Raw genomic sequence first — 17,761 nt, forward strand, 5'->3', positions numbered from 1 at the left:
CCGGACAGCGTGCCCGGACAGCGCGCTCGGACAGCGAGTGGTGAACGCCGAGAGTCCGGCGGGGAGGCACGGCACTACTCTGCTGGGAGAGCAACACGTACGGGGGACGACGGGTACGGGTATACGGGGGAGGTGCGGTTGCCATGCGGCCGCTCGAAGTCGATGAACCCACCGTCGTGGGGCCCTACCGGCTGCTCGGCCGGCTCGGCTCCGGCGGAATGGGCCGCGTCTATCTGGGCCGCAGCGCGGGCGGCCGTACGGTCGCCGTAAAGATCGTGCACCCGCACTTCGCGCTCGACGAGGAGTTCCGCGCCCGGTTCCGCCGCGAGGTGGAGGCGGCCCGGCGGGTGGGCGCCGCGTACACCGCGCCGGTCCTCGACGCCGACCCGGACGCCTCCGTCCCGTGGGTGGCGACCGGTTACGCCGCCGGCCCCACACTGACCGCCGCCGTCGCCGACTCCGGCGCCCTCGCGGACCACTCCGTACGGGTCCTCGGCGCCGGACTCGCCGAGGCGCTGTCGGCCGTGCACGGCCTGGGCCTGGTCCACCGCGACGTCAAGCCGTCCAACGTCCTGCTGACCCTCGACGGACCCCTCCTCATCGACTTCGGCATCGCCCGCGCGACGGACGGCACGGCCTCCCTCACCTCGACGGGCGTCTCCATCGGCTCGCCCGGCTACATGTCGCCCGAGCAGATCCTCGGCAAGGGGGTCACGGGCGCGGCCGACGTCTTCTCGCTGGGGGCGGTCCTGGCGTACGCGGCGACCGGCTCGTCGCCGTTCCCCGGCGACTCCTCGGCCGCGCTCCTCTACAAGGTGGTCCACGAGGAGCCCGAACTGGGCGCGCTGTCCGGTGAGTTGCGGGAGGCGGTGGCCGGGTGCCTCGCCAAGGACCCGTCCGCCCGCCCGACCCCGGGGGCTCTCGCCACCGCTCTCGCCCCGGAGGGCGCGGCACGGCTGGTGGCGGCGGGATGGCTGCCGGGGCCGCTGGTGGAACAGGTCAGCCGCAGCGCGGTACGGCTGCTGAACCTGGAGGCGACGGAGACGGCGCCGTCAGGGGTCGTGGGCTTCAGCAGCCCGTCGGTGGGGGAGGGGACGACACCGGACCGGCCCGCGCCGGCCCCCGCGCCCATCCCTGCGCCGACCCCGGGGACAGAGCCCGCGTCGGCCTCCGGGGCGGCGCCCGCGCAGACCTTCGGGACAGCACCCGGGCCGGTGCCCGGTGGGGCTCCCGAGGCGGGGGAAGCCGTCGGCGGGACCGGAGGCGGAGCCGGGACGGACAGCGGGGCCGGAGCCGGGGCCGGAGGCGGGTCCTCTCCCGTGGCCGGTGTCTTCGGCCCACCGGATCCGTCGTACGCGTCCTACTCGCCCTATGCGAACAGTGGACCCCAGGGGCCCCACAGGCCCCACGAATCCCCGCCCGGCGCCCCTGCGCACCTCCCGGAACCACGTGACGGGGACGGAGCCGGTGCCGGCCCGACCGTTGGAGCCGGCGTGGGCGCGGGCAAGCTGTCCGTCAGCGTGGCCGCGACCTCGGCGCCGACCGCCAACGGCCGTGGCCGCAAGCTGAGTTGCACGGTGGCCCTCGCGGTGGCCGGCGCCCTGGCGGCGGTGACGTTCGGCTCGGTCTTCGCGTTCGACCTGCTGCCGGGCACCGCCGACTCGAACGACAGCAGCGACTCGGGAGCCGCCGACTCGCCGCCCGCGGCCACCGCCCGTCCCTCAGCCAGCCTCTCCGCCGAGACCAGCGGGCTCCCCGCCGTGCCCAAGTCCTACCTCGGCACCTGGGAGGGCAACGCCTTCGCCCTCGACGGCAGTCTCCCGATGGGCACCTTCCGCGTCACGGTCCGTCAGGCGGGGGAGGGCGACCGCGTCGGCACCTTCCGGCAGACCGACCTCATCGGCGGCACCTGCGACACCGACCTCGTCCTCAAGAAGGTCACCGAGCGACAACTGGTCGCCACGAGCGTGTCCAAGCCGTCCACCACGTCCCAGTGCACGACGGGCCGGCACGAGGTCCGGCTGATCCCGGCCGGTGACGACCTGCGCTACGAGACGGACAACGCGGAGGCGGGCGACCCGGTGGCCCGCATGTCGAAGGTCGGTTAGCGGGCCGGGCGGGGACGAGCGGGGCCGGGCCGAGCCGGGCGGGGCATCGCGTACGACGCCCCGCCCCGCCCGCCCGGCCCGTACCTGGGTGGGCGGCCCTACAGCGGCACGGTGACCGTGATCGTCTCGCCGTTCCCCAGGTGCAGCATGCCCTTGCCGGGCGTGACCGGTCCGCCGACCATGCTGCGGGTCGTACGGATACCGATCAGTTCACCGGCGCCGGAGTCCTGCGGGGACAGCAGGATGCCGCGGCGGCCCTTCTTGGCCTCGACCTGCCAGCCGGAGAAGCCGCCGCAGACCTCCTCCTCGTCGCCGCCGATGACCAGCGCGAGACCACGGTCGGCGCCGCGCTGCACGAGCCGCTTCAGCTCACGCTCGCAGTCCGCGTCCTCCAGGACCTCGCCGTCGTCGACGATGACCACGACGGGTTCCTCGGGGCTCGCCGACTCGATGGCCTCGTTGAAGTCGTCGCTCTCGATGTCGTCCTCGGTGAACACCTTCAACACGCCGTCCTGGCCGTCGAGTTCACGCAGCGGCGACGGGCGGGGGGCCGCGATGACGAGACGCACACCCTGGAGAAGGTACGAACGTGCCAGGTTCAGCAGTGCCGTGCTGCGGCCGGACTTCGCCGGTCCGGCGACAACGAACGTCGGCACGCCCTGCGACAGGTCCGGGCCGAACGCCATGATGTCGTCGCCGCCGATCCCCGCCAGACCCCACAGCCTGGACTGCGCGACCGCCGGGTCGCGCATCTCCCACGCCTCCGTGAAACCGATCCGGGAGGGCAGCGAGTCCACCCGGAACGGCCGCCGCGCACGCGGGACTTCGGCGTCACGGGCCGCGGCGGCCTCACCGATCGTGGCGAGCGCGGCGGCCTGCCCCTGACCGGTCGTGTCGTCGGAGAGCAGCGCGAACTGCGTCTCGATCGCCGACTCGTTCTTGAAGCCGCGGCCGGGCGGGATCTCCTCCGGCACCTTGCGCGCGTTGATGCCGAGCATCGAGAAGTCGGAACGGTCGGCGAGCCGCAGACCGTACTTCTCCTCGGTGAGCGAGGCCATCCGGCCGAGCAGCACCTGCCGGTCACCGGTGACCACGAGGTGGATGCCGACGCTCGCGCCCTCACGCATCATCGTCTGCAACTCGTCCGTCAGTTCACCGTGGTTGTACTCGCCGAGCGTCGGCAGCCAGCCCTCCCACCGGTCGAGCAGCACGACGACGTGCGGCAGCCGCTCCTCCTCGGCGACGGACGCGCGCTGCTCACCGATGTCGGCGAAGCCCTTGTCGGACAACAGGTCCTGACGCCGTGTCAACTCGGCCTTGAGGCGGGTGACCAGCCGTACGGCCCGTTCCGTCTGGTTACGGGCGACGACGGCTCCGCAGTGCGGCAGCCGGGTCAGCGCGTTGAGCGCGCCGTTGCCGCAGTCGATGCCGTACAGGTGCACGTCCTTGGAGGAGTGCGTGCGGGCGATCGACCCGGCGAGGGTCCGCAGGATCTGCGAACGGCCACTGCGGGGCGCACCGCCCACGATGAGGTGCCCGAAGGAGGAGAAGTCGACGACGACCGGGCGGCGGGCCTGGTCGGCGGGCAGGTCCTCGACGCCGAACGGGGCCGGGGGCAGCTTGCCGGGCGCCAGGGCGGCGACGGCCGGTACCTCGACCTCGTCGAGCAGCAGGGTCTCGGAGAGCGCGGGCAGCCACGGGCTGTGCTGCGAGGGGATGCCGAGCGAGGTGTTGGCGTCCCGGACGGCGTCGACGAGCACCTTGAGGTCGGTGATCTCCTCTTCTTCCCGCGCCTCGACCTTGGGCTTGACCAGCGCGGCCCGTCCCAGGTCCGCCCAGCCGAGCGGTCCCGCCCAGGGCGCGAGGAGTTGCGGGTCGGCGGCGCCGGGCCGCCGGCCGCCCACACGCCCCGACTGGAAGGGCACGAGCGAGGCGTGGCCGAGGCGTACGTACGCGCGGCCGGGCGTGTTCTTGGAGATGTGCCCGGCCTCCGGCGAGTCGATGACGTCGCTCGACTCGCCGCCGTCCGTCACGCGCAGGGCGATACGGAGGTTGGTGTTGGCGCGGATCTCGGGCGACACGACACCGCTCGGCCGCTGCGTGGCGAGGAGCAGGTGGATGCCGAGCGAACGGCCCCGCTGGGCGATGTTGACGAGGCCCGTCACGAAGTCGGGCAGGTCACGCACCATCGAGGCGAACTCGTCGATGACGATGAGGAGTCGGGGCAACGGCCGGTGCGACGGTTCGCGCCGCACGAGATCCTGGTAGTCCTCGATGTCCTTGGCGTCGGCGGCGGCCAGGATGTGCTCGCGCCGGTGCAGCTCGGCGCCGAGGGACTCCAGGGCCCGCTCGACGAGGTGGGCGTCGAGGTCGGTCACCATGCCGACGGTGTGCGGCAGGTTGACGCAGTCCTTGAAGGCGGCGCCACCCTTGTAGTCGACCAGCACGAACGTCATGTTCTCCGGCGTGTTGGCCACGGCCAGCGCCGCCACGATGGTCTGCAGCAGCTCCGACTTGCCGGAACCGGTCGTACCGGCGATCAGACCGTGCGGCCCGTCCCGCCGGATGTCGATGCCGAAGGGCCCGTCGTACGACTCACCGACGACGGCCATCGTCGACTGCCCGCCCATGCGCCACCGCGCGGAGATCGCGTCACTCGTCGGCGGCTCCAGCTGGAGCACGTCGAGCAGCCGGCTGGAGCCGGGCAGCGCCGAGTCCTCCGTCTCGCCGCTGATGTCCCGGATCGGGGACAGGGCGCGGGAGAGACGCGCGCACCAGGCCGCCGACACGAAGTCCGGCCGTACGTTCCTGACCCGGGCCGTGCCCGTCTGCTCGACGCGCAGGCGCAGTTCGAGCGGCTTCCGCTCACCCTCCTGCTGGTCGTCCGCGGTGGTGGTGTGCCAGGCCTGGAAGGAGGGGAAGCCGTTGGCGCCCGCCTGGTAGCCGCGACCGGCCGGGGTGCCCGTGTCCGCCGTGGGGGCCCCGCGCTCCGGGCGCTCCTGCGGCTTCGGCTCGGCGATGACGATGGCCTGGCACTCGCCGGGCAGGAACCGCTCCTCCGCGTCGAGGCAGATCGCGTACATGCTGACGGCGGGGCCCTCCCGCAGCAGCCGCACGACGCCGGGCATGGAGCGCAGCCGCCGTGAACCGTCCCAGACGACCACGATGTCCGGATCGGTGAAGCTGGTCTGGCGGCCGTTCTCCCTGGCCGCCTTCTGGCGGGCGTCGAGGAGCTGGGTCAGCTCGCCGATACGGGCACCCACGGTCTCGGCGTCCGTACCGATCAGGACGTTGGTGTCCTGGGCGCCGGAGGGCCGCGAGTGCGGCAGCCAGCGGACCCAGTCCCAGGTGAGCTGGGCGCTGTTCTCGGTGAGGACGTAGAACTGCACGTCCAGCGGGCTGTGCAGCACGGCGCTCTGCGCGACGACCCAACGCCCGATCGCCTGCGCCGAGTCACCGGGCCCCGCGATGCCGACGACCCCGCGCTCGCACAGCGGTACGGCGACGGGGGCGTCCTCGATCTTCCAGGTGACCTCGCGCTTGTGGTCGTCCTGCTCGGGATCGTCGAGCACCACCTCGGAGGGCAGCTGCCCCGTGCCGACCCTGATGACCAGGTGGTCGGGGTCGGTGCGGCGGCGCTCCCACAGCCGCGTGCGGGGGCCGGTGCTCATCGACAGCACAGTGGCCGGGTCGGGCACGGCCTGGCGACGGTCGAGGCGCTCGTCGACAAGGGCGTCCTGCGCGTCCTTCTCGATCCGCTCCTTGTGCTCCTTGTACTCCTTGACCTGCTTCGCATGGGACTTGCGCCCGTGCTTCTTGTCCATGAAGTAGTTGCCGAACAGGATGATCGGGCTCAGCAACGCCATGATCAGGTAGTACCAGCGCCCGAAGATCATCACGGCCACGACGGCACCGACCAGCGGGGTCAGCGCCATCAGCCAGGGCAGCGGCCGGGCCTCGAAGTCACGCGGCTTGGCCGGCAGCTTGAACCGGGTCTGGCGCTCCGGGGGCTGGAGCCGGGGCGGCCGGTTGTAGTCGAGGCCGGTCCCGTCGTCGGACCACTTCAGCGCGGCGTTCGGCGGGGAGTAGCGGTCGAGTTCGAAAAGGGTGTTGCCGACGGCGATCTGGGCGCCGAGCGGCCACTCCTTCCCCTCGACCGGCTCGCCGTCGAGCGTGACGGCCTCCTTGTCCTTGTCGTCCCCGTGCAGGGCGACCTGGCATGTTCCGTCCGTTGCAACTGACAACGTCAGCGCGCGCGCCGCGAGCTCGGGGTCCTCGACGCGGATGTAGGAGGCGGGGCCGCTGCCGATGTCGTAGCGCCCGATGCCGAGCCGGTGCACGGAGCCCGCGGCGGGCCCGCTCGCCACCCGCAGCTCGACGAGCCCGGTCGGCTCGCCGGGCAGACAGCCGGCCGGGTCGTACAGACTGACGACGGCGCCCTCACGCAGCGGCGAGGTCCCCACGGTGGCGGCCGGGTCGAGGGGATGCCCGTCGACGTACGCGATCGGCGCACCGCCGCTCGCCGCCTGCTGCCCGTGCTGGCCGATGGGGATGATCTGCGCCCCACCGCCGTGACCGACGTGTGCGGCCAGCTCCTTCGCTATGTCCCCCATGGAGGACTCAGGATCCGCGTCGAGCACCACGTCGGCACCGGCGCCGCCGAGTGGATCGACGACGGTCAGAGTCAGGCGCACGATCGTCCTCCCCGAATCCCCTGGGCGACGGCCCTCGACGGACCACACGCCCAGTGACCACTGAACTGAACTGTCTACTGGACTGTTTACTGGCTGGACTGAGCTGTCTGCAGGCTGGGCGGAACTGTTCGGTGAGCCTGGCTGTACCGTCTGCTGCCCGTCCCGATTCCTGCCCAGGACCGCCCCGTGACGATATCCGCTCCACCCTTCCCACAGGCAACGGCGTATGTGCTGGTTCCCTGAAGGCTCTTGCCGGATCCGGGGTGTGCGGCTGCAAGCGCTCTGCGTAAGCTGCATGCTCAGCGGACGATCGCATCATCCGCAACGGGAGCCACGGGGGTTGGCCCTGCGGCAAGTCGAGTTGTGACGGAGGACGCCACATGGCCGGCGGCAAAGACGCAGATATCACATATGACGAGATGCACAAGGCGGCTACCAAGCTGACCGACGCCAAGGACAAGATCGACGAGAAGCTCGACTCCCTTGAGCGCTACATCCAGGGCCTCGTCAAGGACGGCTACACCACCCGCAAGGGCTCGCAGGCCTTCGAGGACTCCTTCACGGAGTTCAAGAAGGGCGCGAAGGACACGATCGACGGCCTGACGGGCATGTCCAAGTTCCTCACGAGCGCCGCGAAGGCGTACCAGGACCTGGACGACGAACTGGCCAAGGGTGTCAAGGGCTGAGGTCCGACCTTGGGGGCGGGTTCAGCCGCTGTGGGATGGCTGGGGCTGTCTAGTGACGATATGAACTGGTGCGGTGGAGCGTGGAATCAGCTCTGCCGCACCAGTTCACGTTGGGCTGATTTCTACGACGGTAGAAACATGTGGCGGGGTGGCTGTGGGCGAATATACGCGGATTGAAGATCTTGAGGTAATTCGCGGAATGGGCAGAGGACTCGGCAACATCAAGAAGTCTTTCGACGGCCTTGAAGACCTCAAAGGCAAGTACGACGAAGACTTCGGAAACAGCGACCTCAAGGACAAATTCGAAGATTTCGTGGACAACTGGAAGCTCAGTCGAAAAGAGCTGACAGAAGAAATCGATGCACTTTCCAAGATTGCTAAGGCTGCAGCTGGAGCGTACGAAGACATCGATCAGCAGTTGGCGGACGCGATTCGTGGCGCGCAGGCACCAAAGAAGGGCAACCGGGGGTAGCGAGGAATGAGTAGCCGACCGCGTGACTGGCATCCTTTGGCTGATGTCGACCCTGTCCCCGGGGACCCGGATCAGCTCGTGGCGCTTGGCAGGAAGCTGCGGAAGACAGCGGACGAGCTGGGTCGGCAGATCAGAAATCTCAAAGCGATCTCGAAAGTCGATTCCTGGGACTCCGATGCCGGGAAGGAATTTCGAAAGAAGGCCGAGGGAAGTCAAGGAAAACTTGAGGCCGCGTACAAGAGATATGACGCGGCGGCCGACGCTATCGGTTCGGATATCCATGAGGTGAGCGGCAGCTATCAGGATCAGCTGCACGCACCGTCGACGAACTATGCATCCGACCTCCATCGTGCGCAGAACATTGCGGATTCGGCCCTGAAGGAAGCGCGAGAGGCGGACGAAAGGAAGAGTTCGACGCGGAAGAGCCTCGACAGTCTCTCAGGAAAAGACGGCAAGGAGGAGAGGGAGAGACTAGAAGGGAAAATGGATGCGGCGTCCGGTGACATCGAAGCAGCCAGAGAGAAGATCGAGGCAGCCAAGCGCATTAGGGATGAGGCAGCCAAGAAGGCCCGTGAGGCCATTGATGACATAATTTCTCATGATTCGCTGAAAGATGGCTTTTGGGATAAGTTTCTCGACGATGTGAACAACTGGACAGCGAAAATTGCCACAGTTTGCGGAATCGCGGCAATGCTCGTGGGGTGGATTCCGGTAATTGGTCAGGCTCTAGCCGGGTTGCTGGGGACGATCGCCATGACGGCGAGTCTCATCGGTCTCGTCTGCACAGTGATTCAATTCGCCAGGGGTGATGCCGATTGGATGGATCTCGGCGTTGCCGCTCTGGGATTTCTTGCTGCTGGTGTAGGAAAGGCTTTCAGTAAATACGCCGGAAAATTTCTGGCCCGGACGCTGCCCCGACTTCAGAGAGCCGCCGGGAGGCCAGGAGCCCGTGCTGCGGGCACTATTGCCAAGCGGGACAGGCAGAAACTGAACAGGCTTGCTGCTCAGCAGTCCAAACTCACGGGTAGAGAGAAGCTCAGGGCATTTGGTGAGCCTTTCAAGGACCACCTTCTATCGCCGTCCGGAATCAAGAGTTCGTGGAGTAACCTAAAAACTATGGGAAGGCCTCAATCGTGGAGAGACATGAGGCAGACTTTTGGGGCGCAAGGAGGGTTCAAATCCTTCACGTTTCTGGATTCCGGAGTTGCGGCCGAGATTAATTCGGCAAAGATTGCATCTAAAGGGCTTCCAGAGATTTCTGCCATCAATAGGATCTCCGGTAAGGCGAATGTCATCTCCTTGACGGGATCCTTGATCACCGTGGGTGGCCTTGCGGCGGACCCGGTGATCAACCCCCTGCTACCGGACTGAGAGATACATGACCAGCGGTGACGTTACGTACAGATACTCGCTCGACCTTGGTCCGGGGTGGGTGGACCTGACGCTGGCCGAGGGGTCGAAGGGTGCGGCGAGGGAATTGGCCGCGGCACGAGTTGCCCAGTTCAACCCGCTGCGTCTGGCTGTTGAGAGGGCATCGCTTGTCGACACCCTGACCCGCATGGCGCTGAAGGCGTACGAGAGTGGAGCAGTCGTAGCGGGGTCCTACTTTTCGGACTCGGGAATCAATATTGCAACCCTGGAGCTCGCCGTATTTGGCGATGAAGGGATCCGGCCTACGCCCGAAGACGTTCAGCCCATGATTCTCGAATGGGAGAACATGGAGGTGGTTGGCACGCCGGAGGTGAGATACCTGGATCTGTCAGCGGGCCGTGCCGTCCGAGTGCAGGCAGCCATTAAGGAGAAGAAGCTCTTCGGGCGTGGACGCCTGGCCGAGTTCATCAGGTACGCGGTGTGCCCCGCGAACAATGACGACGTGGTGCTGGTGACAGTTCAGTGGAATGCTTTCCAGTATTCTGACGAGTTGACGCAAATGGTGGACGATATGATCGGTTCGCTGAGTGTTGAGTCGGTCGACCAGTCTGGCGAGGCAGATTCCCATGCCTGACGTGAACGAATGGGAATCGCCCCCCAAGGATTATGGATTGATCGTCCCGGACGGTTGGTTTCAAATCCGACTGGAGCCCGGTCTTTGGGATCGAGGAATCATCGCTCTTGCTGAGCAGCAATTCCGTGGTGTGGACAACGCTCCACACGTCAGGGAGCGAATGATGCGTGATCTGCAAAAGCAGGCGAAGATGGCATTCCGGCATGGGGGTATCGAACTTTACATGTCGACCCTGACGGTGGGAGATGTGCCTCTGGCTTCATCGCTTCTCGTGTCGATTTCGCCGCCTGATTCTTGGCCTCGCGGCGCCACAGTGCATCAGCTGGCAGCTCGCATTGCGGCACCGAAGAAGGATGTATCACTGGTAAACCTCCCGGTGGCAGGAGAGGCGGCCCGGGAGAGATACCGGGAAGATCCAGATCCTGCGGCTCAGATGGGTAACACCCTTCCCACCACGACGCTTACTTACTACGTTCCTGTCCCGGCGGCCGATAAATGGCTCATGCTGAGCTTTTCCACCCCGGTGGATCCGCTGGCGGACCAGATGGTGGAGCTGTTCGACGCTGTTGCCGGCACATTGCATTGGAAGTGATCGTCGATCAGTGTGCCGAGCGTGTGGCCGGCGCGGAATGGGAGAGCCCATGTCTGTTGGATCAGCGGCCGGGGAACCCCGGCCGCGGAGTCCGCGGCGGTCGATGGCAGGAAACATCGCGTTCGGTGCGGGGCTGCTGCTCGTCCTGGCGACCATGACGCTCGGTGCCTGTGCGGGCGTCGCCCTGACCATCGGCTTGGCCGACGACTCGTTCTTGTCGTCAGCGGTCCCCGACGACGGACGGAATGCGGTGGGCATCGGCGGTATCGGCATGGGCGGCCTGCTGGGTCTGATGCTGCCACTGATCCTCTTCGCGGCGGTCCGGGGGACCGAGGAGAAGTCCAGGCTCGGACCGGGCGAAGCCCTGTTCAAGGCCCTCGGCATCGTCGTGTTCAGCGTCTACCTGGTCGTTGTCTCACTGCTCGCCGCCCAGCTCGGCTGGATCCTTCCCGAATGGCTGACCACCCTGTTGAGCTTCTTTGCCGTCGGCTTCAGCTGGGCTCCTGTGGCGCTGCTTCCCTGGGAACGGTTCGGACGCGGGGCCCTGCGGTCCTTCGGCGCCCAACGCGTCCAGACGCGCAGTGACTCCGACGGGATGCTCAACTCCCGTACGGAGTAGAACGCGACGACGCCACTGAGGCACCGCGGCCCACACTCGGCTGAGGCCGGCCGTGGCGGCGAGCTTGGTGCCGGCGGAGCAGAGGCGTCCGATGCCGAAGGCCGGGGGTTGACCGGGCTGTAGCCGACGTCGTCGTCCATCGCGGCCGCCACCGCACCGTGCTGTCAGGCGGGCGGTGAGCCTTCCGGGGTCTTCGTCAGCCACAGGCTGCGGGCGAAGACATCCGCCTCGTCGAGGTGGGCCGCCAGCCAACCGGGATCGTCGGCCACCGTACGTACCGACAGGTCGACCCCGAACTCCTCCGACCGCCATGCGAAGTTGAGCGACATCATCAGCGCGCCCTCGCGAGAACCCCAGTACCGCAGGGAGCGGAGCCCCTCGCCCAGCCGCTCGGTGGTGAACGTGTCCACCTCGGTCGGCCGCACCGGGCTGTCCCGGTCGGCCTGCACCGCCTCGCGGAGTTGCGTCGTGCGATCACCCTCAGCCGGCACCGACAGGGCGAAGAAGGCCAGCGGAATGCGGCGCGGGTCAGGGGCGTAGAGGAAGACCTGGTGCGCGGGGACCCGGCCGGGAATTCCTTCCGCCAGCATGTCCAGCCGCTTCGCCAGCGCGCGGATCTCACGCCGCTTGGGCCGCTTCTCGCGCAGCCGCCAGAGCATCTCCGCGTTCTTCTGCGCCCAGTCCTGACGTTCGTCGGTGCTGTCCCACCTCAGTGGCATGAGTAGCCACTCGGTGGGATCCGAATCGGTCTCAAGGAAGATCACGAATAGCTCCAGCGGAACGTGGTCATCACGGCATCGAAGAGTTCGACGAGGACTTCGGCGAACTCGCTGTGGGGGTCCCCGTCGGCAATGGTGCTGAAGCAGATCGTCACCCACTGGGCGACGGCGGATCCCGGGACCGGAAGCACGTAGTCGATGCGGCGTGAGGCGTACTCCACCTCCCGTTCCGCGTCGGCGGCGACGGTCTTGTCCACCCGGACGCCGTGGGCCCCGTCGATCGTGACCGGCTCACTGCTCGCTCCGTCCGCAAGCAGCTGAGCCACGACCTCGCCGCTTCCGACTGCGACTCCGGGACCGGTGAGCGCTTCCGAGACAACGATGGAGGCGGCGACGAGAGTGCCGTGGATCCGTTCCACCGGAAGGTAGAGCGTGAGTCCGTCCGCCTTGCGCGCCTGCTGAACCGCCTTGTTGAGGCGCTTGATCAGCTCCAGACGCGCCTTGATGACGTCGTCCTTGGGGATGTCGTCGGACAGTTGCGCCACTCCGCGGTCGACTATGCGCTTCACGGCTTCGTCCGCGCCGTCCCGCAGCGGGATCATGTCCCAGCCCGGCGGCGGGACCAGACGGTAGCCGAGCGGCATCGTGGACGTGCGTACGTCGTCGGAGACCTCAGACATGTCGGAACTTCTCCACGACGGCGGAACCGGCCACCAGCAGTGGGGTGACGAACGCACCGATGACGCCCGGCCAGAACCCTGTCACCAGTGCCGGCAGCAAGAGCGTGCAGGAGACGAGGAGGGCGTGGGTGAGGCCTTCCGGTCGCCGACTGTGCCAGGGGTGGCGCGTGAAGATCCAGAGGACCCCGAGGATGCCCGCGGAGACCACCGCCCGCTCCGTCCAGACCCAGACAGGGACGAACGAACGTGGGCTCACGGCGGCCAGCAGGAAGTACACGACGATGAACACGGCAGGAACGATGACGCACAGCCGCGCCGCTGCCACGACTCCGCCGCCGAGGCGGGTCACCACCGCGGAAGCGGCAGGTGGTTGGTTGGGAGGCATCAGTTCTCGACCTTCGTCCGGGCGTCCTGTCGGTCTACCAGTGCGTGTCGACGGGCGGCAGCCATGTGTTCGCCTTCCAGTCGTTGTACGTCTCACTGAACGGCTTGTCCGCGGTGCCCCACGCGTCGTGCGCGGCAGCGATCGCGTCACTCTGCCCGAGGCTCTTGTCGATGACGTCGGCGGTGGTTCCGACATACGCGCCGGCAAGGGACAGGCCGTACCCGGCGTTCGAACCGACCCGCGCGACGGTCGAGACCGCCTCGGGGAACGCCTCCCCGTTCTTTGCGATGTTGGCGTACAGACCGGCGGCCTCGTCGTCGCCCAGGTGGGCGGCCTTTGCGAGCTTGCTGAGTTCAGGGGAGTCCATGGACACCCGGCCCGCGTCGTCCAGGATCTTCTTGCGGATGAAGAGCCGCATCTCTTTGGCGAAGACCTTGGTCGCGTCGTCCGAGGTCGTGGCCGCGAGTCGGCCCAGGTCGTCCATGACGCGCGAGTGGGCACGAATGCCGTCCTTGAGCTTGCCGACACGGGACAGAGCAGCAGCGGCCTTGGTGGAGGTGTTGGCACCCTTCAGCAGGGCCACACCGAGCCGCCCCATACCCATGGTTACCAGGCCGATGGAGTCCATGGCGACGTCCATCCAGCTGGCGTCGCCAGAAGCCACGAGGAGCATTCTCGTACCCAGGACGAGAAGCCCGGCGACCACCAGGAAGACCGCGATGTTGAGGCCGGGGATGAACATGGCGATAACGCCCACGATGGTCGCGATCCACCCCAGGACGTCAATGACGACCTTGATCCAGTCCGCGTTCTCGTGGACCCAGCCCTTGACGTTGTCCCACCAGCTGTCCTCGATGACGTCGTCGAGTTGGTCGCTGATCTTCTTTGCGTAGTGCCGGGCTCGTTCGTCGCGGTCTCCCGTGACGCGGTCGAGCTGGTCACGGAATTCCTGTATCGGATCTCCGTCGGAAGGGCTGGCCGCCTTGTCGTCCCCGGATTCCTTTTTGGCCTTCTCCGCGTCGACCTCGTCCTGCTTCTCCTTGGCCTTGCGCAGAAGGGCATCGGCTTCGCCCTGGTAGTGCTCCAGGTCATTGGCCCAGTTGCTCAGATGCCCGTGTACGCGCTCGTAGCGCCCGGCGACCTCGCGCAGATGCTTCTCCAGGACCTCGGACTCGTCCTTCAGCTTTCCGGCGTACTTGCCCTTGAGCTCGTCGTCGTCGCCGATTCCGCGCAGCATTCGGGACTGTTCACGGAGTGACTCCGCGACACCCTTCATGTGCTTGACTTCGGCGCGGATCTCTTCGGCATCCCCGGGCACCGGATCGGAATCTGTGAGCGGATGCCAGTCGCGCGGCCTGGCTTTGGATGGTGCGGCCACTGGTTGCGTCTCCCCGTTGCTGAACTCGCCGACTCCGGTTCGCGGCTGACTGCGCCGGTGCCGGGCCCCGGGCGCACGATGGGCGAAAGTTTACTTCTTCTTGCCCTCTTGCAGGCCTTTGGCCAAATCCCCGTCCAGTCCGCCGAATCCTTCGATGGTTGATTTGACCAGTTTGCCCACCGTGTCGATGCTGTTGATCATTTTCGCCCGATAGTCGTCCCAGTTGTCCACGAATGTATCCATGGAGTCGGCTATCTCACCACTGCCCCAGTGGGAGCGCATGTCGTCGGCTCGGTTCCCGAGGTTGTTGAATTCCTTCTTGAGGTTCTTCAGCCGGGACTCGGACTCCGAGAGAAGCTCGATATTGACCCTGAGGTCCGCATCTTTTCCCATGGGCAACCTATCCCCGTGACGTGAGTCGGTTCGGTCTCAACGGCTGACGGGAGCAAGGGGCTTGCTCTCCCTCTCCCACTGCCGGGTGCCGTAGCCGACCGGGCCGAGGTCGCGGCCGGTGTGGCAGCAACGGGTCACGACGGTATCCGTGGAGTACGGGATCTCGCCAGTGCGGCCCCGGTGCCGAACGCGATGACCTCACCGATGAATGGCTTTCCAACTGCCCGGGTGAAGAGCGTGTGCGGGTTTGGTGGTCGAAGGCTCGCCGAATAAACAAATGCCCTGTCCGTCCACGGGCTATGAGCAACCTCATAGTCGTTACTGTCACCTGGTGAGCGATCGTGCGCGCGGCGTCCGCAGAAGCAGGGGGAGGCACCATTGACCGGACAGACTGCCGGCAGGTTTCGGATGCGCGAGGGGTTCGGCCTCGCGGCCGGAGTGCTTCTTTTCCTGGGGATGGCCGCCGTTGGGCTGTGGATCCTCGGAGCCGGCAAGTGGTTCGTGCGGGAGACGGCACCGGTCGTACTCGATTGGCCAGGTGGTTCGTGGGGGCTCGGCGTCGCCTTCGGGATGGTCACCGTCCTCGGGGGTTTCGGCGGGCTGTGGTTCTGGGAGCGGACCACGAGGACGACCCGGCTGCGTCGTGCGGCGCGGACCGTGGGCGTGGTGGCCTGCTGGGGCCCGGCGTTCGGCGTACTGATGTATCTGCTGGGCTCCCTACCCGGGAGGTACTGCTCTTCGTCCGAAGCACACTGTGCGTACATTCCGGGCTCCGGCAGCGCCCTCGTCGCGTATCTCCTGACAGTCGGCCTGGTGGGGTGGGCTGTCCGTCGAGTGACGAACACGCGAGCCGAGAAGCGGAACGCACGTGAACGGGAGCGGCTGCGGAAGCTCCGCAAGAAGGGCAAGGGAAAGAGCCGGGCGGCGGCGCGGGGATGAGCGGCATCGGGCAGAGAGCGGCGCTGACAGTGAACCCTCGTGAGGTATCTCTGCGTTAGAAGCAATGGCAGGGTGCGCACCCGGCTGCCCGGTCCGTAGTGATGCCGAGAGGGTTCCGGGTGTCCGGGCCGAGGAAGTGGCGGCCGGCTCCGTGGGGGAACCGGCCGCGCATCACGTGCTGCGCCCAGCGGTCGATGGTTGCTCCGCTCAGCGGTTGACCGACTGGATCTCCTCGACCGTGATGTTCTGGACGGCCTCGATCGTGCCGTCGGGCAGACCGACCGCGCCGGCCTGGCCCGTGCCCGTCCAGCTGATCTCCCAGGTGAGGGCCGCCTTGATGGGGAACGTTTCGCCGCCGGACGAGCGGCGGTAGACGATGCCGCAGGGCGGGGTCTCCTTGGCCTTCCCCTTGGCGTAGGGCTCGCCGATCCTGCCGTCGACGATGGGGCATTCGCCGTCGGCGGGGATGGTGGTGGCGTCCTCGGTACCCGGGGCGAGGGTGAGGGACTTGGGGGTGGCGGTCGTGGTCGCCTGGATGTTGAAGCCGGGGACGTTGATGGCCGCCGTCGCCTGGACCTCGTCGAACGCGGCCTCGTCGAGCCACGCCCAGGTCGGCAGGTTCACCTTGGCGATGGCCTCGGGGGCGAGCGTCACCTTCGTGCCGGGCAGCTCCATGTGCTGGTACGCGAGAGCGGCGAGCATCTCCGGAGTAATGGCCTGTTCGTACTGGGGCGGCGGGGGCTCGCCGTTCTCGACCCAGAAGGGCAGGTCCGAACACGCGGTCCGCTTGAGGTAGTCCGGCTCGTTCGGGTTCTCGACGCCGGCCCAGAACATGCCCTCGCCGTCCTTGTCGACGTTGTAGTCCTTGTAGCCGGGGGTGTCGGTCCAGCCGTAGTCGTCCTCGTAGTGGCGTTCCATCTCGCCTATCGCCGCACCCGCGTGACCGGTCATGCCGGGCGCGCTCTTGGCGTCCTCGATGTTCTTGGACATCTCCTTCTTGAAGTCCTTGGCACCCATGTACGGGGCGTACCAGCAGCTCGGCGGTGTCCAGTTGACGTCGGCCGACGTCACGTTGCCGGTGCCTCCGCTCTTGGCCACGGCGCCGGAGTACTGGACGCGGGCGGCGGCGTAGATGCCGGTGCTGTCCTTACCGCCTTGTGGGTTGCTGCTGGCGCCGGTGCCATCGCGCGGCCCTCCCGCCGCGTGGACCGGTGCCGCGAGGATGACAGTGCCGAAGGCCAGCGTCAGGGCAACTGAGCCGATGCTGAGGGCTGTACGTCGGGCTGTGTTCACTGGCACTTCTTCGCCTCCTCCTCGACGAACACCTTGGATGCCTGCCACAAGCTGTCACTTGTGGGGAGCTTGACCATGATGATTTTGAAGTAGCTGAAGTCCACGAGGCTGGGTTTGGTCTTCAGGACCTTCCCCGTTTTGACTTCTTCGGCGTAAAACTTGCTCGAGTCCGAACAGAACGCGACCTCCACAGAGTTGCCGTTCGTGGTGGAGCGCGTGGTGGCGTCGTAGTGACGGCGGAGGCCGGTGGCAGTCCAGCCGCCCTTGACCCACTCCTTGATCTGGACTTCCGCGTAGTGGCGTCCGTCGCCGGTGGAGTAGCTGGTGACGGCCGCGTCGTTGGCCGTTCGCTTGCCGACGCCCCGGTACATGGCGCGGAGGTAGTTGGCGGCGTCGTCCATTGCCGCCGCCTCGTTCTTGGCCTTCGGTTTGTCCCAGTCGAAGGCCAGGTCCAGGTTCATCCCCTTGGGCAGGGACACGTCCACGCCGTCCGGCTTGTCCTGTGCCGCTCCCGCGGGTTCTGCCGACTTCTTCGGCTTCTCCTTGTCCTGTCCCGCGCCGGCGATTTTGTCGTTGTCGGTGGACTTGTCGTCCCCGCCGCCGCATGCCGTGAGCAGCAGGGCTGCGGTCGCGGCGAGCGCGGCAGCAACGGGCAAAGAGCGGCGCTTCACAGTGAACCCCCGTGAGAATCAGACGCATTGAAGAGCTACGACGTTATCCATGGGCCGCGCGGTTTCGCTACCGCGAACTTCCTTGCAAGGCTGGTCGGACGCGGAGGAACCGGGGCAATCGGACGGC

The 17,761-nt window shown here is 67.1% G+C and carries 16 protein-coding genes; 8 read left to right on the plus strand and 8 right to left on the minus strand.

From position 1 onward, the window contains the following. Positions 1 to 143 precede the first annotated feature (143 nt). Positions 144 to 2,108, plus strand: a complete 1,965-nt coding sequence (locus O1Q96_RS04490) for a serine/threonine-protein kinase (RefSeq protein ID WP_269246960.1) — start codon at positions 144 to 146, stop codon at positions 2,106 to 2,108. Positions 2,109 to 2,206: 98 nt separating this feature from the next. Here O1Q96_RS04490 and O1Q96_RS04495 read toward each other — a convergent pair whose 3' ends face one another. Beyond that, positions 2,207 to 6,802, minus strand: a complete 4,596-nt coding sequence (locus O1Q96_RS04495) for an FtsK/SpoIIIE domain-containing protein (RefSeq protein WP_269246961.1) — start codon at positions 6,800 to 6,802, stop codon at positions 2,207 to 2,209. A gap of 380 nt (positions 6,803 to 7,182) precedes the next feature. On the opposite strand from O1Q96_RS04495, the gene O1Q96_RS04500 reads away from it, so the two are divergent. The 6 genes from O1Q96_RS04500 (at position 7,183) to O1Q96_RS04525 (ending at position 11,176) form a co-directional block, all read left to right on the plus strand. Continuing rightward, positions 7,183 to 7,488, plus strand: coding sequence for a WXG100 family type VII secretion target (locus tag O1Q96_RS04500; protein WP_217455672.1), 306 nt, complete (start codon positions 7,183 to 7,185; stop codon positions 7,486 to 7,488). A gap of 73 nt (positions 7,489 to 7,561) precedes the next feature. After that, the gene (locus O1Q96_RS04505; RefSeq protein WP_269246962.1) at positions 7,562 to 7,960 is read left to right on the plus strand and encodes a hypothetical protein; all 399 of its coding nucleotides are present in this window, start codon (positions 7,562 to 7,564) and stop codon (positions 7,958 to 7,960) included. A 36-nt stretch (positions 7,961 to 7,996) separates the two neighbouring features. Then, complete coding sequence (locus O1Q96_RS04510) at positions 7,997 to 9,331, plus strand: hypothetical protein (RefSeq protein WP_269246963.1); 1,335 nt, start codon at positions 7,997 to 7,999, stop codon at positions 9,329 to 9,331. A gap of 7 nt (positions 9,332 to 9,338) precedes the next feature. Continuing rightward, positions 9,339 to 9,965 (plus strand): hypothetical protein, encoded by a 627-nt coding sequence (locus O1Q96_RS04515; RefSeq protein ID WP_269246964.1) that lies wholly within the window; start codon positions 9,339 to 9,341, stop codon positions 9,963 to 9,965. After that, a complete protein-coding gene (locus tag O1Q96_RS04520; protein WP_269246965.1) occupies positions 9,958 to 10,557 on the plus strand; it encodes a hypothetical protein in 600 nt (199 codons plus the stop codon). Before O1Q96_RS04515 ends, O1Q96_RS04520 begins: the two co-directional genes overlap by 8 nt. A gap of 103 nt (positions 10,558 to 10,660) precedes the next feature. Next, complete coding sequence (locus O1Q96_RS04525) at positions 10,661 to 11,176, plus strand: hypothetical protein (protein WP_269246966.1); 516 nt, start codon at positions 10,661 to 10,663, stop codon at positions 11,174 to 11,176. A 164-nt stretch (positions 11,177 to 11,340) separates the two neighbouring features. Here O1Q96_RS04525 and O1Q96_RS04530 read toward each other — a convergent pair whose 3' ends face one another. The 5 genes from O1Q96_RS04530 to O1Q96_RS04550 form a co-directional block, all read right to left on the minus strand. After that, positions 11,341 to 11,940, minus strand: a complete 600-nt coding sequence (locus tag O1Q96_RS04530) for a hypothetical protein (RefSeq protein WP_269246967.1) — start codon at positions 11,938 to 11,940, stop codon at positions 11,341 to 11,343. Continuing rightward, entirely contained in the window at positions 11,937 to 12,575 is a 639-nt protein-coding gene (locus tag O1Q96_RS04535; RefSeq protein WP_269246968.1) for a hypothetical protein, read from the minus strand. Before O1Q96_RS04535 ends, O1Q96_RS04530 begins: the two co-directional genes overlap by 4 nt. Next, a complete protein-coding gene (locus O1Q96_RS04540; RefSeq protein ID WP_269246969.1) occupies positions 12,568 to 12,960 on the minus strand; it encodes a hypothetical protein in 393 nt (130 codons plus the stop codon). The genes O1Q96_RS04535 and O1Q96_RS04540 overlap by 8 nt, the downstream gene beginning before the upstream one ends. 34 nt (positions 12,961 to 12,994) lie before the next feature. Further along, positions 12,995 to 14,278, minus strand: a complete 1,284-nt coding sequence (locus tag O1Q96_RS04545; protein ID WP_269246970.1) for a hypothetical protein — start codon at positions 14,276 to 14,278, stop codon at positions 12,995 to 12,997. 150 nt (positions 14,279 to 14,428) lie between these two features. Beyond that, positions 14,429 to 14,731, minus strand: coding sequence for a WXG100 family type VII secretion target (locus O1Q96_RS04550; protein ID WP_269246971.1), 303 nt, complete (start codon positions 14,729 to 14,731; stop codon positions 14,429 to 14,431). A 378-nt stretch (positions 14,732 to 15,109) separates the two neighbouring features. Here O1Q96_RS04550 and O1Q96_RS04555 point away from each other — a divergent pair, with 378 nt between their 5' ends. After that, positions 15,110 to 15,670 carry a hypothetical protein gene (locus O1Q96_RS04555; protein WP_269246972.1) on the plus strand — a complete coding sequence of 187 codons (561 nt, stop codon included), beginning with the start codon at positions 15,110 to 15,112 and terminating at the stop codon, positions 15,668 to 15,670. Positions 15,671 to 15,877: 207 nt separating this feature from the next. Here the strand turns inward: O1Q96_RS04555 and O1Q96_RS04560 are convergent, their stop codons facing one another. Next, entirely contained in the window at positions 15,878 to 16,963 is a 1,086-nt protein-coding gene (locus O1Q96_RS04560) for a hypothetical protein (protein ID WP_419586420.1), read from the minus strand. Further along, positions 16,960 to 17,634 carry a hypothetical protein gene (locus O1Q96_RS04565; RefSeq protein WP_269246974.1) on the minus strand — a complete coding sequence of 225 codons (675 nt, stop codon included), beginning with the start codon at positions 17,632 to 17,634 and terminating at the stop codon, positions 16,960 to 16,962. Before O1Q96_RS04565 ends, O1Q96_RS04560 begins: the two co-directional genes overlap by 4 nt. Between the last annotated feature and the right edge of the window lie 127 nt (positions 17,635 to 17,761).

The sequence above is a fragment of the Streptomyces aurantiacus genome (assembly GCF_027107535.1).
Classification (GTDB): Bacteria; Actinomycetota; Actinomycetes; order Streptomycetales; family Streptomycetaceae; genus Streptomyces.

Coding starts and splice junctions, on each gene's coding strand:
- O1Q96_RS04490 (WP_269246960.1), top strand. CDS start 144: ATGCGGCCGCTCGAAGTCGATGAACCCACCGTCGTGGGGCCCTACCGG.
- O1Q96_RS04500 (WP_217455672.1), top strand. CDS start 7,183: ATGGCCGGCGGCAAAGACGCAGATATCACATATGACGAGATGCACAAG.
- O1Q96_RS04515 (WP_269246964.1), top strand. CDS start 9,339: ATGACCAGCGGTGACGTTACGTACAGATACTCGCTCGACCTTGGTCCG.
- O1Q96_RS04520 (WP_269246965.1), top strand. CDS start 9,958: ATGCCTGACGTGAACGAATGGGAATCGCCCCCCAAGGATTATGGATTG.
- O1Q96_RS04525 (WP_269246966.1), top strand. CDS start 10,661: ATGGCAGGAAACATCGCGTTCGGTGCGGGGCTGCTGCTCGTCCTGGCG.
- O1Q96_RS04535 (WP_269246968.1), bottom strand. CDS start 12,575: ATGTCTGAGGTCTCCGACGACGTACGCACGTCCACGATGCCGCTCGGC.
- O1Q96_RS04540 (WP_269246969.1), bottom strand. CDS start 12,960: ATGCCTCCCAACCAACCACCTGCCGCTTCCGCGGTGGTGACCCGCCTC.
- O1Q96_RS04550 (WP_269246971.1), bottom strand. CDS start 14,731: ATGGGAAAAGATGCGGACCTCAGGGTCAATATCGAGCTTCTCTCGGAG.